13 protein-coding genes are annotated in these 14,779 nt (G+C 72.9%); 12 read left to right on the top strand and 1 reads right to left on the bottom strand.

The features are described from left to right. The first annotated feature begins 175 nt into the window (after positions 1-175). From AB0A69_RS08565 to AB0A69_RS08545, 5 genes are all read left to right on the top strand, one after another. Positions 176-961, top strand: coding sequence for a response regulator transcription factor (locus AB0A69_RS08565; RefSeq protein WP_361416991.1), 786 nt, complete (start codon positions 176-178; stop codon positions 959-961). Positions 962-985: 24 nt separating this feature from the next. Beyond that, entirely contained in the window at positions 986-2,014 is a 1,029-nt protein-coding gene (locus AB0A69_RS08560) for a LacI family DNA-binding transcriptional regulator (RefSeq protein ID WP_355365072.1), read from the top strand. A 98-nt stretch (positions 2,015-2,112) separates the two neighbouring features. Beyond that, complete coding sequence (locus tag AB0A69_RS08555) at positions 2,113-3,078, top strand: trypsin-like peptidase domain-containing protein (RefSeq protein WP_361416988.1); 966 nt, start codon at positions 2,113-2,115, stop codon at positions 3,076-3,078. A 29-nt stretch (positions 3,079-3,107) separates the two neighbouring features. Next, positions 3,108-3,839 carry a response regulator transcription factor gene (locus AB0A69_RS08550; RefSeq protein WP_361418391.1) on the top strand — a complete coding sequence of 244 codons (732 nt, stop codon included), beginning with the start codon at positions 3,108-3,110 and terminating at the stop codon, positions 3,837-3,839. After that, a complete protein-coding gene (locus tag AB0A69_RS08545) occupies positions 3,836-5,269 on the top strand; it encodes a HAMP domain-containing sensor histidine kinase (protein ID WP_361416985.1) in 1,434 nt (477 codons plus the stop codon). Before AB0A69_RS08550 ends, AB0A69_RS08545 begins: the two co-directional genes overlap by 4 nt. A gap of 54 nt (positions 5,270-5,323) precedes the next feature. Here the strand turns inward: AB0A69_RS08545 and AB0A69_RS08540 are convergent, their stop codons facing one another. Next, positions 5,324-7,132, bottom strand: coding sequence for a bifunctional metallophosphatase/5'-nucleotidase (locus AB0A69_RS08540; protein WP_361416982.1), 1,809 nt, complete (start codon positions 7,130-7,132; stop codon positions 5,324-5,326). 171 nt (positions 7,133-7,303) lie between these two features. Between AB0A69_RS08540 and mshD the strand changes: the two genes are divergently transcribed. The 7 genes from mshD to AB0A69_RS08505 all read left to right on the top strand — a co-directional run bounded on the left by mshD (position 7,304) and on the right by AB0A69_RS08505 (position 14,550). Continuing rightward, complete coding sequence (gene mshD / locus AB0A69_RS08535) at positions 7,304-8,239, top strand: mycothiol synthase (RefSeq protein ID WP_361416979.1); 936 nt, start codon at positions 7,304-7,306, stop codon at positions 8,237-8,239. Between the two features lie 98 nt (positions 8,240-8,337). Next, entirely contained in the window at positions 8,338-8,724 is a 387-nt protein-coding gene (locus AB0A69_RS08530; RefSeq protein ID WP_361416976.1) for a GntR family transcriptional regulator, read from the top strand. Further along, entirely contained in the window at positions 8,721-9,611 is an 891-nt protein-coding gene (locus AB0A69_RS08525; RefSeq protein ID WP_361416974.1) for an ABC transporter ATP-binding protein, read from the top strand. The genes AB0A69_RS08530 and AB0A69_RS08525 overlap by 4 nt, the downstream gene beginning before the upstream one ends. Continuing rightward, positions 9,608-10,573: an ABC transporter permease gene (locus tag AB0A69_RS08520; protein WP_361416971.1), complete on the top strand. Its 966-nt coding sequence runs from the start codon at positions 9,608-9,610 to the stop codon at positions 10,571-10,573. Before AB0A69_RS08525 ends, AB0A69_RS08520 begins: the two co-directional genes overlap by 4 nt. Positions 10,574-10,941: 368 nt before the next feature. Continuing rightward, complete coding sequence (locus AB0A69_RS08515) at positions 10,942-13,173, top strand: RNA degradosome polyphosphate kinase (protein ID WP_361416968.1); 2,232 nt, start codon at positions 10,942-10,944, stop codon at positions 13,171-13,173. Further along, complete coding sequence (locus AB0A69_RS08510; RefSeq protein ID WP_361416965.1) at positions 13,160-14,059, top strand: CHAD domain-containing protein; 900 nt, start codon at positions 13,160-13,162, stop codon at positions 14,057-14,059. The genes AB0A69_RS08515 and AB0A69_RS08510 overlap by 14 nt, the downstream gene beginning before the upstream one ends. Beyond that, a complete protein-coding gene (locus AB0A69_RS08505) occupies positions 14,056-14,550 on the top strand; it encodes an NUDIX hydrolase (protein WP_361416962.1) in 495 nt (164 codons plus the stop codon). Before AB0A69_RS08510 ends, AB0A69_RS08505 begins: the two co-directional genes overlap by 4 nt. The last annotated feature ends 229 nt before the right edge of the window (positions 14,551-14,779 follow it).

The raw sequence follows: 14,779 nt of genomic DNA, 5'->3' as shown, positions 1-14,779 counted from the left end.
GGGTCCTTTTGTGTTTTGCCGCCGTTGTTACAGACGGATGAACAAAGGCTCTCAGGGCGCGGGAGTCGACAGCAGTGCCAGGACGTCCTCGCAGGGACCGAGGAGGAACCGACGTTATGGGCGAGCGAACCGTGCACGACCGTGAAACGACGACCCGGGCAGGTGGGGCGTCGCGATGAGCTCTCTCCTGCTCCTGACCAATGCCCTCCAGCCGTCCACGGAGGTGCTCCCCGCCCTCGGACTGCTGCTGCACAATGTGCGGGTGGCCCCCGCCGAAGGCCCCGCACTCGTCGACACCCCCGGTGCCGACGTGATCCTCGTCGACGGCCGCCGCGACCTGCCGCAGGTGCGGTCGCTGTGCCAGCTGCTGCGCTCCACCGGGCCCGGCTGCCCGCTGATCCTGGTCGTCACGGAGGGCGGGCTCGCCGCCGTCACCGCCGACTGGGGCATCGACGACGTCCTCCTGGACACCGCGGGCCCCGCCGAGGTCGAGGCGCGGCTGCGCCTCGCGATGGGACGCCAGCAGATCACCGCCGACGACTCCCCGATGGAGATCCGCAACGGCGACCTGTCGGTCGACGAGGCGACGTACAGCGCGAAGCTGAAGGGCCGGGTCCTGGACCTCACCTTCAAGGAGTTCGAGCTGCTGAAGTACCTCGCCCAGCACCCGGGCCGGGTGTTCACGCGCGCCCAGCTCCTGCAGGAGGTGTGGGGCTACGACTACTTCGGCGGTACGCGGACGGTCGACGTCCACGTACGGCGGCTGCGCGCCAAGCTGGGGCCCGAGCACGAGTCGCTGATCGGGACCGTACGGAACGTCGGCTACCGGTTCGTCACCCCGGAGAAGGTGGACCGCGCCGCCGAGGAAGCCCGTACGAAGGAGGCCGAAAAGGCCGCCGCCACCCGTACGGCCGACACCGAAGAGGTACAGGAAGCAGCCGTACGACCTGCCCAGAGGTAGGTCCCCCCGCGTAGACTGCGGCGCGTGGCCAAGGTGACGCGGGACGACGTGGCACGACTTGCGGGTACTTCGACCGCGGTCGTGAGCTACGTCATCAACAACGGACCCCGGCCGGTCGCCCCGGCCACGCGCGAGCGGGTACTCGCAGCGATCAAGGAGCTGGGCTACCGGCCCGACCGCGTGGCCCAGGCGATGGCCTCGCGGCGCACGGACCTCATAGGCATGATCGTCCCCGACGCCCGGCAGCCGTTCTTCGCCGAGATGGCGCACGCGGTCGAACGGGCCGCCGCCGACCGCGGCAAGATGGTCCTCGTCGGCAACTCCGACTACCGCGACGAGCGCGAGCTCCACTACCTGCGGGCCTTCCTCGGCATGCGCGTCGCCGGGCTCATCCTGGTCAGCCAGGGCCCCAGCCAGCGCGCCGCGCAGGAGATCGAGGCGTGGGACGCCCGCGTGGTACTGCTGCACGAGCGGCCCGAGGCCATCGACGACGTCGCGGTCGTCACGGACGACATCGGCGGCGCGCAGCTCGCCGTCCGCCACCTCCTGGAGCACGGCCACGCGTACGTCGCCTGCCTCGGCGGCGTCGAGTCGACCCCGGCCGTCGGCGACCCGGTGGCCGACCACGAGGAGGGCTGGCGCCGCGCGATGCTGGAGTCCGGCCGCTCGGTGGAGGGCCGGCTGTTCCAGGCCGCGTACAACCGCTACGACGCGTACCAGGTCGCCCTGAAGATCCTGTCCGGGCCGGACCGACCCCCGGCGATCTTCTGCTCCACCGACGACCAGGCCATCGGCGTCCTGCGCGCCGCCCGCGAGCTCCGCCTCGACGTCCCCGGCGACCTCGCGGTCGCGGGCTTCGACAACGTCAAGGAAGCCGCCCTGACGGACCCGCCCCTGACGACGGTCTCCTCCGACCGCCCGGCGATGGCCCGCGCGGCGGTGGACCTGGTCCTCGACGACGGTCTGCGGGTGGCGGGGTCGCGCCGGGAGCGGGTGAAGCAGTTCCCGTCGGCGCTGATCGTGCGCCGGTCGTGCGGCTGCGACGGCGAGTAGCGCTCCACGCGGCTCTTCACATGGGGCATACGAGACTCTGTCCGGACTCTTAGGGCGTCCTCAGCGTTCTCTCATGTACGGCTCCGAGAGTCGTATCCATGACGGATTACTCGCAAGGTGACCAGCAGCAGACGTTCCCGTCGTACCCGCCGCCGCCGGCGTACGCGCCCGGGCCGCCCGCGCCGCCCGTGCCGCACCGGCGCGAGCGGGCCCGGCGGCCCGTGGCGCTGATCGTCGCCGTCGCCATCGCCGCCGCCGGGATCGGGGGCGGGGCGTCCGCGCTGGTCCAGCAGCTGACCCAGGACGGCGGCCCGAGCGCGGGCGGCGCGGTCGACGGGACGAGCGTGGCGCAGTCCAGCAAGGGCACGGTCGCCGGGGTCGCGCAGGCGGTGTCGCCGAGCATCGTCGAGATCAAGGCGGCGTCCACGGCCGGGCAGTCCACCGGGTCCGGCGTGATCATCACCGGCGACGGCGAGATCGTCACCAACAACCACGTCATCTCCGGCGCCTCCGAGATCACCGTCCGGCTCAGCGACGGCACGACGTACGCCGCCGAGACCGTCGGCACCGACCCCGGCAAGGACCTCGCGCTGATCAAGCTCAAGGGCGCGTCCGGGCTGAAGCCCGCCGCCCTCGGCGACTCCGACAAGGTGCGCGTCGGGGACGAGGTCGTCGCGATCGGCTCGCCCGAGGGCCTGACCGGCACCGTCACCAGCGGCATCGTCTCCGCGCTCGACCGTGACGTGACGGTCTCCAAGGAGGAGGACCAGCGGCAGCGGGACCCGCGCCAGGGGTGGCCGTTCGAGTTCGACGGGCGGGAGTTCAACGGCGACACGGGGCGGTCGAAGACGACGTACAAGGCCATCCAGACCGACGCCTCCCTCAACCCCGGCAACTCCGGCGGCGCGCTGATCAACATGAACGGCGAGGTCATCGGCATCAACTCCGCCATGTACGCGCCGAGCGCCGCCACCGGCTCCACCGCCGGCAGCGTGGGCCTCGGTTTCGCCATACCCGTCAACACCGTCAAGGCCGACCTCGACGAGCTCCGCGACGGCTCCTGAACGCGTGCGAGGCTGACCCCGTGAACCTCATGAACCCCGTGAACGGACCCGCTGACGCCGAGCGCATCCTGATCGTCGACGACGAGCCCGCCGTCCGCGAGGCGCTCCAGCGCAGCCTCGCCTTCGAGGGGTACGGCACCGAGGTCGCCGTCGACGGCGTCGACGCGCTCGCGAAGACCGAGGCATACGCACCCGATCTCCTGGTCCTCGACATCCAGATGCCCCGCATGGACGGCCTGACCGCCGCGCGCCGCATCCGCGCCGCCGGGTCCACCGTGCCGATCCTGATGCTGACGGCCCGGGACACGGTCGGCGACCGCGTCACCGGCCTGGACGCGGGCGCGGACGACTACCTCGTCAAGCCGTTCGAGCTGGACGAGCTGTTCGCCCGGATCCGGGCGCTGCTGCGGCGCAGCTCGTACGCCCGGACCGTGGGCGAGCAGCCGGAGGCGGAGGTGCTGAGCTTCGCGGACCTGCGGATGGACCTGGCGACGCGCGAGGTGACGCGGGGCGGGCGGCGCATGGAGCTGACCCGTACCGAGTTCACGCTCCTGGAGATGTTCCTGTCGCATCCGCGCCAGGTGCTGACGCGGGAGCAGATCCTCAAGGCGGTGTGGGGCTTCGACTTCGAGCCGAGCTCCAACTCCCTGGACGTGTACGTGATGTACCTGCGGCGCAAGACGGAGGCGGCGGGCGAGCCCCGCCTGGTCCACACGGTGCGGGGCGTGGGCTACGTGCTGCGCGCCGGGGGCGACGGATGACCGGCCCGGTGGCGCGGTTCCGGGCGCTGCCGCTGCGCTCGCGCCTCGCCCTGCTGACGGCCACGGCCGTGGCGGTGGCGGTGGCCGCGGTGTCGGTGGCGTGCTGGCTGCTGACCCGGGCGCAGCTGCGGGACGAGCTGGACAATTCGCTGTACAGCCTGTCGGCCTCGGCCTCGGCGGACTACCAGCGGCTGCTCGCCCTCACCTGCCGTCCGTCCGGCGGCCCGGGCCAGGCCAACACGGCGCCGGGAACGGCGTATGTGCAGCTCGTGCGTCCGGACGGCAGCCGGTGCGTGGGGCCCGGCAGCCCGCCCGTGGTCGTCGAGCGGTCCGACGCCGAGGTCGCGGCGAGGCTGCGGACCGAGTCGCTGCACGACGGTGTCACCACCGGCGGGCAGCCCGTGCGGGTGCTCACCCGCACCGACGACGAGACCCGGTACACGGTGTCCATCTCCCGGCCGCTGACGGAAGTGGACGGAGCGCTGAACCAGCTCGCGCTGGTCCTCACCGTGCTGGCCGGCATCGGGGTCGTCGGCGCCGGCGCCGCCGGGCTGTGGGTGGCCCGCACCGGGCTCAAGCCCGTCGACCGGCTCACCGGGGCGGTCGAGCACGTGGCGCGGACCGAGGACCTGACGGTCCGCATCCCCGTCGAGGGCGAGGACGAGATCGCCCGCCTGTCGCGGTCGTTCAACGCGATGACGGCCGCCCTCGCCTCCTCCCGGGACCGGCAGGCGCAGCTGATCGCCGACGCGGGGCACGAGCTGCGGACGCCGCTGACCTCGCTGCGGACCAACATCGAGCTCCTGGCGCGCAGCGAGGAGACCGGCCGGGCCATCCCGCCCGAGGACCGGCGGGCGCTGCTGGCGTCGGTCAAGGCGCAGATGACGGAGCTGGCGGCGCTCATCGGCGACCTCCAGGAGCTGTCCCGGCCGGACGCGGCCGGATCGGGCGGCCGGCTGGAGGTGGTGGCGCTGCACGACCTGCTGGACACCGCGCTCCGGCGGGCGCGGCTGCGCGGCCCCGAGCTGACGATCACGGCCGAGGACGTCCGCCCCTGGTACGTACGGGCCGAGGCGGCCTCACTGGAGCGCGCACTCGTCAATGTCCTCGACAACGCGGTGAAGTTCTCGCCGCCGCGCGGCACGATCGAGGTCGCCCTGGTGGACGGCGAGCTGACGGTACGGGACCACGGGCCGGGCATCTCCCCCGAGGAGCTGCCGCACGTCTTCGAGCGCTTCTGGCGCTCGCCGTCGGCCCGCAGCCTGCCGGGCTCGGGCCTCGGCCTGTCGATCGTGGCCCGCACGGTGACCCGGGCGGGCGGCGAGGTGCGGCTGATCCCGGTAGGCCCGAAGGAGGGCTGCGGCACCCGCGCGGTGATCCGCCTGCCGGGCGCGCCGACGCCGCCGCCGGCGACCACGCCCCAGAAGTGAGCGGGGCGGCCGGACCTCGATGGTCCCGCCGCCCCGCCTTCCTCCGCGTACCCGCTACTTGACGACCGTGATCCGGCCGGGCGCCGGAGGCGCGATCGGGTTCGACGGCGAGGAGTTGGCCGCCAGGTAGGCGTTGAAGACGTCCAGGTCGGACGCGCCCACGAGCTTGTTCTTGCCCTGGCCGAGCGCCGGGAAGCCGTCGCCGCCGCCCGCGAGGAACTCGTTCATCGCGACGCGGTACGTCTTCGCCGGGTCGATCGGCTCACCGTTCAGCTTCACCGAGGCGGCGTCGACACGGGCCGCGCCCGTCTTCGTCAGGTCGAGGGTGTAGGTGAAGCCCTTCGACACCTGGAGGATCTTCGGCGAGGCCTCGTTCGCGCCGCTGACCTGCTGCTGGAGGCCCGCGATGAGCTGGGCGCCGGTCAGGTCGACGACGTTCATCATGTTGGTGAACGGCTGCACGGTGAACGCCTCGCCGTAGGTCACCACGCCGTCGCCCTCGGCGCCGGACGCTTTGTACACCAGGTCGGAGCGGATACCGCCCGGGTTCATCAGCGCGATCTGCGCGCCGCCCTTGTCGGCGGGGGCGAGCCCGGCGAGCTGCGCGTCGGCGATCAGGTCGCCGAGCGGCTTCTCGTACTCCGTGGAGCCGCGGCCGTTGATGTCGGCGGAGATGTAGCCCTGCGGCTTGTTCGCGATGGGCGCGGCGAGCGCGTTCCACCGCTCGATCAGCGAGGTCATGTCGGCGGCCTTGGCCACGTCACGCGTGACGACGCGGTTGGCCGACTTCACCGCCGTACGGACGATGTCCTTGGTCTTCCGGTCGTACGTCAGCGTCGTGTCCGTGTAGAGCTTGCCGTACGAGGACGCCGACGTGACCATGCGCGGCTTGCCGCTCGGGTCCGGGATCGTACAGACGTACGCCTGGTGCGTGTGGCCGGTGACGAGCGCGTCGACCTGCGGGTTCAGCTTCTTCGCGATGTCGACGACCGGGCCGGAGATGCCGTCGCCGGCGCCCGGGCTGTCGCAGTCGTAGTTGTACGAGGACGAGGCCGGGGCGCCGCCCTCGTGGATGAGGGCGACGATCGACTTGACGCCCTTGCGCTCCAGGACCTTGGTGTACTTGTCGATCGTCTCGACCTCGTCACCGAACTTCAGGCCCTTGACGCCCTCGGCGGTGACGATGTTCGGGGTGCCCTCCAGGGTCACGCCGATGAAGCCGATCTTGACGCCCTTGCGCTCCCAGATGAAGTACGGGTCGAGGATCGGCTTGCCGGTCTTCTCGTCCGTCACATTGGCGGCGAGGTAGGGGAAGTTGGCGCCGGGGAAGGTCTTGCCCTCCTCGTAGCAGCCGCCGGTGGGGTGGCAGCCGCCGTTCTGTATCCGGGCGAGTTCCTTGGCGCCCTCGTCGAACTCGTGGTTGCCGACGGACGACACGTCGAGCTTGAGCTTGTTCAGCGCCTCGATGGTGGGCTCGTCGTGGAAGAGGCCCGACATCAGCGGCGAGGCGCCGATCATGTCGCCGGCGGCGGCGGTGATGGAGTACGGGTGGCCCTGGCGCGCGGTGCGCAGGTGGGTGGCGAGGTACTCGACACCGCCCGCCTTGATCTTCTCGACCCGGCCGTCCGCGTGCGTGTGGCTCACCTCGCCGGAGGATCCGGCCGGGGCCTCCAGGTTGCCGTGCAGGTCGTTGAAGGAGAGCAGCTGTACGTCGACGGTGCGGCCGGAGTGGTGCCCGGCGGTCTGCACCCGGTCGTCGGCGCCGGCGGGCAGGGCGGCGACCACGGCTCCGACGGTCGCCAGTCCGGCGGCGGTGGCGAGTATCCGCGTGACCGCGCGCTGCTTCTTGTGTGTCGCTGACATCTGTCCCCTCTGGGTACGGCAAGGCGTGTGGACGGGTAGGGCCCAGCGCAGCCTAGAGTCAACGCGCGTAGCGCAACAGGGGGGAGCGGGTTACGAGCTGGTTGCCTTCCTCCGAAAGGCCCTCGCCGTGGGCCCGGCCTGATCCAGGGGCCAGGCCCTACGCTCGGAGGCATGACGACTGACGCCCCCGTACCCGGCATTGAGCCCGGTCGACGTATCGACACCCTCGACGAGCTCTCCCCCGCGCAGGCCCAGGACGTCCTCGACCTGCTCGCCGAGGCCGCCCGTATCGACGGGATGCAGGCCGTCTCCGAGCAGGGGCGGCTCCAGCTGCGCCACGGGCGGCGCGAAGGGGTCTCGCACCTGCTGCTCACCGTCCGCGGAGAGCTCGTGGGGTACGCGCAGCTGGAGGACACCGATCCGGTCGAGGCCCCGGCCGCCGAGCTCGTCGTCCACCCCTCGCACCGGGGCCGCGGCCACGGGCGGGCGCTCGGCGCGGCGCTGCTGGCCGCCTCGGGCAAGCGACTGCGCGTGTGGGCGCACGGCGGCAAGTCGGCCGCCCGCCACCTCTCCCAGGTCCTCGGCCTGACGCTCTTCCGCGAGCTGCGCCAGATGCGCCGGCCGCTCGCCCCGCTGGACGTCCCGGAGCCCGGGCTGCCGCCGGGCATCACCGTGCGCACCTTCGTGCCCGGGCAGGACGACGCGGCCTGGCTCGCGCTCAACGCGGCCGCGTTCGCGCACCACCCGGAGCAGGGCTCGATGACGCAGCGGGACCTGGACGACCGCAAGGAGGAGCCGTGGTTCGACCCGAAGGGCTTTTTCCTCGCCGTACGCGAGACGGACGGCGAACTGGTGGGCTTCCACTGGACGAAGGTGCACGCCGAGGAGCGGCTGGGTGAGGTGTACGTGCTCGGCATCAGCCCGCAGGCGCAGGGCGGCGGCCTCGGCAAGGCGCTGACGGCGATCGGCCTGCGGCACCTGGCGGCGCAGGGGCTGCCGACGGTGATGCTGTACGTGGACGCGGACAACACGGCGGCGGTGCGGGTGTACGAGGGGATGGGCTTCTCGACGCACGAGGTCGACCTGATGTACCGCTCGGAGACGTGACGCGACCTTAAGAAACCGGAGAGGGCGGGGTGTTGACACCTCGCCCTCTCGTGCACCACTCTTTCACTACTTGATTAGTGAAAGGGTGGTGCAAGGACGTGGTCGAGTACCGCATCGACCGGCGCAGCGGCGTCGCCACCTACCTCCAGATCGTCCAGCAGACCAAACAGGCTCTGCGCCTGGGCCTGTTGGAGCCCGGCGACAGGCTGCCCACCGCACGCGAGGTCGTCGAGGCCACCGCCATCAACCCGAACACCGTGCTCAAGGCCTACCGCGAACTGGAGCGCGAGGGCCTCGTCGAGGCCCGCCGCGGCCTCGGCACCTTCGTACGGAAGACGCTCGGCAGCGCGCCCGCCGACTCCCCGCTCCGCGACGAGCTGGCCGCCTGGGCCACCCGCGCCCGCGCGGCCGGACTGGAGCGGGACGACGTGACGGCGCTCTTCGGCTCCGTACTCGAACAGACTTACGAGGGGGACGACGCATGACCAGCGCTCTGGAGGCCCACGGCCTCGCCAAACGCTACGGCCGACGGGCCGCCGCGCTCCAGGACTGCGCCTTCCGCCTGCCGGCGGGCCGGATCTGCGCGCTCGTCGGCCCCAACGGCGCCGGCAAGTCCACGCTCCTCGCCCTGGCCGCCGGCCTGATGCGGCCGACGGCCGGGACCCTCCGCGTCCTGGGCACCGACCCCGCCTCCGCCCGCCACCGGATCGCGTACGTCGCCCAGGACAAGCCGCTCTACCCGCAGCTCACCGTCGCCGACACCCTCCGCATGGGCGCGGAGCTCAACCCGGACCGCTGGGACGCCGAGGCCGCCGAGGCCGTCCTCGGGGAGCTGGACCGCGGCGCCCGCGTCCGCCGCCTCTCCGGCGGCCAGCGCACCCGCGTGGCACTCGCCCTCGCACTCGGCAAGCGCGCCGAACTGCTCCTGCTCGACGAGCCGATGGCCGACCTCGACCCCCTCGCGCGCCACCAGCTGATGGGCGCGCTCATGGCGGACGCGGCCGAGCGCGGCACAACGGTCGTGATGTCGTCGCACATCCTCGGCGAGCTGGAGGGCGCCTGCGACTACCTGTTCCTGGTCGACGGCGGCCGCATCCGCCTCGGCGGCGGCATCGACGACATCCTCGCCGCCCACACGCTGGTCACCGGCCCGGTCGCCGACCTCGCCCCGCACACGGTCATCGAGTCCCGCACCACCGGCCGCCAGCTCACCGCGCTCGTCCGCCGGGACGGCCCGGTCGACGACCGGACCTGGCAGACCATGGAACCCACCCTGGAGGAACTCTTGCTGGGCCATCTCCGCTCCCCCGACGCCCCGCCGCTCCTCTCCCCGAGCGCGGCCGTCGACACGGACCGGGCGGTGGCGGCATGAGCACGCTGACGACGGCCCGCACCGGCCGGGTGACGCTGCGCCGGCACCGGCGGGCGCTGTGGACCACCGCCGCGCTCCTCACCCTGGCCATGGTGGCGACGGTGGTGCTGCGCTGGTGGGTGGCCGGTTCCATGGACGAGGCCCGCTGCTTCGCGGGCGAGCCGGAGGCGTGCGGCGAGCAGCTCTTCGGGGACTGGGTCACCCCCCAGGGCTTCCTGGGACTCGCGCTGGAGCGGTCCCTCTTCGTGCTGATGGCCGTCCCGTTCCTGATCGGCGCCTTCGTCGCGGGCCCGATGGTCGCACGCGAGCTGGAGAGCGGTACGTACAAGCTGGCCTGGACGCAGTCGGCCACCCCGGCCCGCTGGCTCGCCTCGAAACTGCTCCTCGCCGCCGGCCTGGCGGCCGTCACCGCGACCGTGCTCACCGCCGTGTTCCGCTTCGGCCGGGGACCCGTCCGCTACCACCAGAACCTCTCGTGGGCGGACCCGGGCGCGTACGAGCTCATGGGCCCGGCCCTCGGCGGCTACTGCCTGCTCGGCGTCGCCGTCGGCGCCCTCGTGGGCCTGCTGGTCCGCCGTACCGTCGCCGCCATGGCCACGACGGCGGCCGTCCTGGGCGCGGTGCTCCTGGGATTCTGGAGCCTGCGGTGGGAGCTGTGGCCGTCGCTGCACGCGAGCGGCCAGGGCTCCCAGCTCACCGGCGGCTTGTCCGGCCTCCCCTTCGACGCCCTCCTGCTCCGCTCCGGCTACGTCACCGCCGACGGGCGGCAGCTCCCGTACGACGCGTGCATGCAGCCCGAGGGCGAGACGCAGTGCGACCCCGACACCATCAGCTGGTACGCCGAGTACCACCCCGCCTCGCACTACTGGCCCGTCCAGCTCATCGAAACCGGCATCGTCCTCGCCCTCGCGGGCCTGGCCGTATACGCCGTCTTCCGCGTGCTGCGCCGCCACCACGCGTAACCACAGGACCGGGGCGGACGGCCTGGACGGGGGTCTGGCCGTCCGCCCCCAGGGGGTGTCTTGCCGATCTTGCCGGGCTCGCGACGCCTGGCACCGCGCCTCGCCGCGTTGTCGTCGGTCGCCAATGGCCCCCGTAGCCCTGCGGGCCCGGGGGTGCCCCCACCGCAGTGGCTCCCTCCTCCGCCTTGCGATACACGGCACCAGACCCCGCTCCCTGATCCGGCCTGATCGACAAGACACCCCCTTGTACGTCACGTAATGGTTACCGACCATTCAGAACGGCTTGCGACGCTCAGCGAATGAAGCCCGCCGTGTCAGCGGCCCGCTCCGACGCGCTTGACCACCCCCTGGCGCGGAAGAATGGTGCCATGAGCCAGCAGCCCGCCGAGGCCGACGTCCCGATCCAGCACGCGCAGCCGTCCGTGGGGTCCATAGCCGCGCACCGACCGCACATGGTGACCGCCGGACCCGTGTCCGACCTGGCGCCCGACCTCGACTCCGACCTGGACGCGTACGACGAGGACGGCCCGGACGGCGAACTGCCCCCCGGCCGCTTCCTGGACCGCGAGCGCTCCTGGCTGGCGTTCAACGAACGGGTGCTGGAGCTCGCCGAGGACCCCACGACGCCGCTCCTCGAACGAGCGAACTTCCTCGCGATCTTCGCCTCCAACCTCGACGAGTTCTTCATGGTCCGGGTCGCCGGCCTCAAGCGCCGCATCGCCACCGGCGTCGCCACCCGGTCCGCCTCCGGGCACCAGCCGCGCGAGGTCCTGGAGCTGATCTGGACCCGCTCGCGGGAGCTCATGGCCCGGCACGCCGCCTGCTTCCAGCAGGACATCGCCCCGGCCCTCGCCGACGAAGGCATCCACCTCATCCGCTGGCCCGACCTGACGGAGAAGGAGCAGGCCCGGCTCTTCACCCTCTTCCGCCAGCAGATCTTCCCGGTCCTCACCCCCCTCGCCGTCGACCCGGCGCACCCCTTCCCGTACATCTCCGGCCTCTCCCTCAACCTCGCCGTCGTCGTACGCAACCCCGTCAGCGGCCACCGCCACTTCGCCCGCGTGAAGGTCCCCCCGCTGCTCTCCCGCTTCCTGGAGGCCTCGCCGCAGCGCTACGTCCCGCTGGAGGACGTCATCGCCGCGCACCTGGAGGAGCTGTTCCCGGGCATGGAGGTGCTGGCGCACCACATGTTCCGCGTGACGCGCAACGAGGACCTGGAGGTCGAGGAGGACGACGCCGAGAACCTCCTCCAGGCGCTGGAGAAGGAGCTCATGCGGCGCCGCTTCGGCCCGCCGGTGCGCCTGGAGGTCGAGGAGTCGATCGACCCGTACGTCCTCGACCTGCTCGTACGCGAACTGAAGGTCACCGACGCCGAGGTGTACCCGCTGCCCGGGCCGCTGGACCTGACCGGGCTGTTCGGGATCTCGGCCCTGGACCGGCCCGAACTCAAGTACCCGAAGTTCGTGGCCGGGACCCACCGCGACCTGGCCGAGGTCGAGTCGGCGTCCGCGCCGGACGTGTTCGCCGCCCTGCGCGAGCGCGACGTCCTGCTGCACCACCCGTACGACTCGTTCTCCACCTCCGTCCAGGCCTTCCTGGAGCAGGCGGCCGCCGACCCGGACGTCCTCGCCATCAAGCAGACGCTGTACCGGACGTCCGGCGACTCCCCCATCGTCGACGCCCTCATCGACGCGGCCGAGTCCGGCAAGCAGGTCCTCGTCCTCGTCGAGATCAAGGCCCGCTTCGACGAACAGGCCAACATCAAGTGGGCGCGCAAGCTGGAGGAGGCCGGCTGCCACGTCGTGTACGGCCTCGTCGGCCTCAAGACCCACTGCAAGCTCTCCCTGGTGGTCCGCCAGGAGGGCGAGACGCTGCGCCGCTACTCCCACGTCGGCACCGGCAACTACCACCCCAAGACCGCCCGCCTGTACGAGGACCTCGGCCTGCTCACCGCCGACCCGCAGGTCGGCGCGGACCTGTCCGACCTCTTCAACCGGCTGTCCGGCTACTCGCGCCGCGAGACCTACCGGCGCCTGCTCGTCGCCCCCAAGTCGCTCCGCGACGGCCTGATCTCCCGCATCAACAAGGAGATCGTCCACCACCGGGCCGGGCGACTCGCGTACGTCCGCATCAAGGTCAACTCGATGGTCGACGAGGCCGTCATCGACGCCTGCTACCGCGCCTCACGGGCCGGCGTACCGGTCGACATCTGGGTCCGCGGCATCTGCGCCGTACGGCCGGGCGTCCCGGGCCTCTCCGAGCACATCAGGGTCCGCTCCGTCCTCGGACGGTTCCTGGAACACTCGCGCGTCTTCGCCTTCGGGAACGGCGGCGAGCCCGAAGTGTGGTTCGGCAGCGCCGACATGATGCACCGTAACCTGGACCGCCGGATAGAAGCGCTGGTGCGGGTCTCCGACCCCGCGCACCGCGCCTCGCTGTGCCGGCTGCTGGAGGCGGGCATGGCCGACACCACATCGTCGTGGCACCTCGGCCCGGACGGCGAGTGGACGCGGCACGCGACGGACGGGGACGGCCAGCCGCTGCGGCATGTCCAGGAGATGCTCATAGACGCGCGGAGGCGCCGGCGTGCTCAAACCTGACCAGCTCACCGCGGGCGAGGTCCTGTCCCCGTACCTCCACGCCCGCGCGGGGGACTTCCTACGCAACCTGCGCCTGCACGCCGAGAGCGGCGCGGACTCGGCCGGCGCCGAGGAGGCGGCACGGGGGCTGCGCGCCGCCGCCCGGCGCATCGGCTCCACGCTGCACACCTTCCGCCCGCTGCTCGACGCCTCCTGGGCCGACCAGCTGCGCACCGAACTGTCCTGGCTCTCCGGCCTGCTGGCGCAGGAACACGCGTGCACCTCGCGGCTCGTCCGCCTGGTGGACGCGCTGTCCCGCCTGACGGGCGGCGCCGAGGCGCTCGCGGTGGGCGGCGCGCGCGCCGGGGCCCTGCTGGAGCGCCGCCTCACGCTGGCCCGGACCCGGGCGCATTCCGCCGCGCTCCAGGCCCTCGGCTCGTCCCGCTTCCACGCGGTCGCCGACGCGGTGGCGCTGCTCGCCTCGGAGGTGCCGCTGGGCCCGGCCGCGGGCGCCCGCGCCGGCGAGGTCCTCGGCCCGGCCACCGAGGCCGTCGAGCGGCGCCTGCTGGACGCGGTGGCGGCGCTGCCGATGAGCCCCGCCGTGGGCGGCGAACAGCACGACACCTCCTGGCACCACGTACGGCTGCTGCTCCGGCTGCACCGCCACGCCCAGGAGGCGCTCGGCGCGGACGCGGCGCAGCTGTACGAGGCGGGCCGCGCGCTCGACCGGCACCGGGACGCCGCCGACGCCGCGTCCGCCGCGGCGAGCGCCGCGCGCACCCCGCGCATCGCGCCGGCGACGGCGTACGTGCTGGGCGTGCTCCACGCGGACCAGCGGCACGAGGTGGAGGCGGCGCGCGTGAGCTTCCAGCGCGCGTGGCAGCGTACGGCGGTGACGGCCCGGTGACGCCGACTTCGCCCGCGAAGGGCCTGGTCCACGCCGCCGGCTGCGTCCTGTGGCGCCGCGCGGCCGAGGGCCCGGGCGGCGCCGGGGGTGCGGGCGGCGCTGGGGGCCCGGGCGGCGTCTCCGGTGGCATCGAGGTGGCCGTCATCCACCGCCCCAAGCACGACGACTGGTCCCACCCCAAGGGCAAGCTCGAACCCGGCGAGGACCACCGGCACGCGGCCGTCCGCGAGGTGCGGGAGGAGACCGGCATGACGTGCGCCCTCGGCCCCGAGCTCCCCAAGGCCTGCTACCGCGCGGGCGACCGCCCCAAGGAGGTCCGCTACTGGGCGGCCGAAGCCACAGGCGGCGCCTTCCGCCCCGACGGCGAGGTCGACGAGCTGCGCTGGCTCTCCCCGCCCGAGGCCCGGGCGCTCCTGTCGTACGCCGTCGACCGGGACCTGGTCGACGCCGCCCTCGCGGCGATCACTCCCGCCCCGGAAACCGGGCCCTGACCCCGGGCGGCACCGGCAACCTCACCCGTCCGGGGGCAACCCGCCCCGCACCACCGCCACCCTCCCGGGTGGCCCGGGTGCGGCCCCCGCGCGCCCGCGTACCGGCGCACAACCCCACGCTCCGCGCCTCACGCCGCCGGAGCGCGCCCTCGCCTGCCCGAGGTCGCGTGCGCCCCCGCGCGGCCCCGTCGTAAACCTCACTCCCGACGCCCGGCCCGCCCCCGCGACA

The sequence above is a fragment of the Streptomyces sp. NPDC045431 genome (assembly GCF_040646655.1).
In the GTDB taxonomy this organism is placed as follows: domain Bacteria; phylum Actinomycetota; class Actinomycetes; order Streptomycetales; family Streptomycetaceae; genus Streptomyces.
This window is presented reverse-complemented; position numbering and strand designations above follow the sequence as displayed.

Excerpts from the sequence above, each read along its gene's own strand:
- AB0A69_RS08520 (WP_361416971.1), top strand. The coding sequence starts at position 9,608 with ATGAGCACGCTGACGACGGCCCGCACCGGCCGGGTGACGCTGCGCCGG.
- AB0A69_RS08555 (WP_361416988.1), top strand. The coding sequence starts at position 2,113 with ATGACGGATTACTCGCAAGGTGACCAGCAGCAGACGTTCCCGTCGTAC.
- AB0A69_RS08550 (WP_361418391.1), top strand. The coding sequence starts at position 3,108 with ATGAACCCCGTGAACGGACCCGCTGACGCCGAGCGCATCCTGATCGTC.
- AB0A69_RS08525 (WP_361416974.1), top strand. The coding sequence starts at position 8,721 with ATGACCAGCGCTCTGGAGGCCCACGGCCTCGCCAAACGCTACGGCCGA.
- AB0A69_RS08540 (WP_361416982.1), bottom strand. The coding sequence starts at position 7,132 with ATGTCAGCGACACACAAGAAGCAGCGCGCGGTCACGCGGATACTCGCC.
- AB0A69_RS08565 (WP_361416991.1), top strand. The coding sequence starts at position 176 with ATGAGCTCTCTCCTGCTCCTGACCAATGCCCTCCAGCCGTCCACGGAG.
- mshD (WP_361416979.1), top strand. The coding sequence starts at position 7,304 with ATGACGACTGACGCCCCCGTACCCGGCATTGAGCCCGGTCGACGTATC.
- AB0A69_RS08515 (WP_361416968.1), top strand. The coding sequence starts at position 10,942 with ATGAGCCAGCAGCCCGCCGAGGCCGACGTCCCGATCCAGCACGCGCAG.
- AB0A69_RS08545 (WP_361416985.1), top strand. The coding sequence starts at position 3,836 with ATGACCGGCCCGGTGGCGCGGTTCCGGGCGCTGCCGCTGCGCTCGCGC.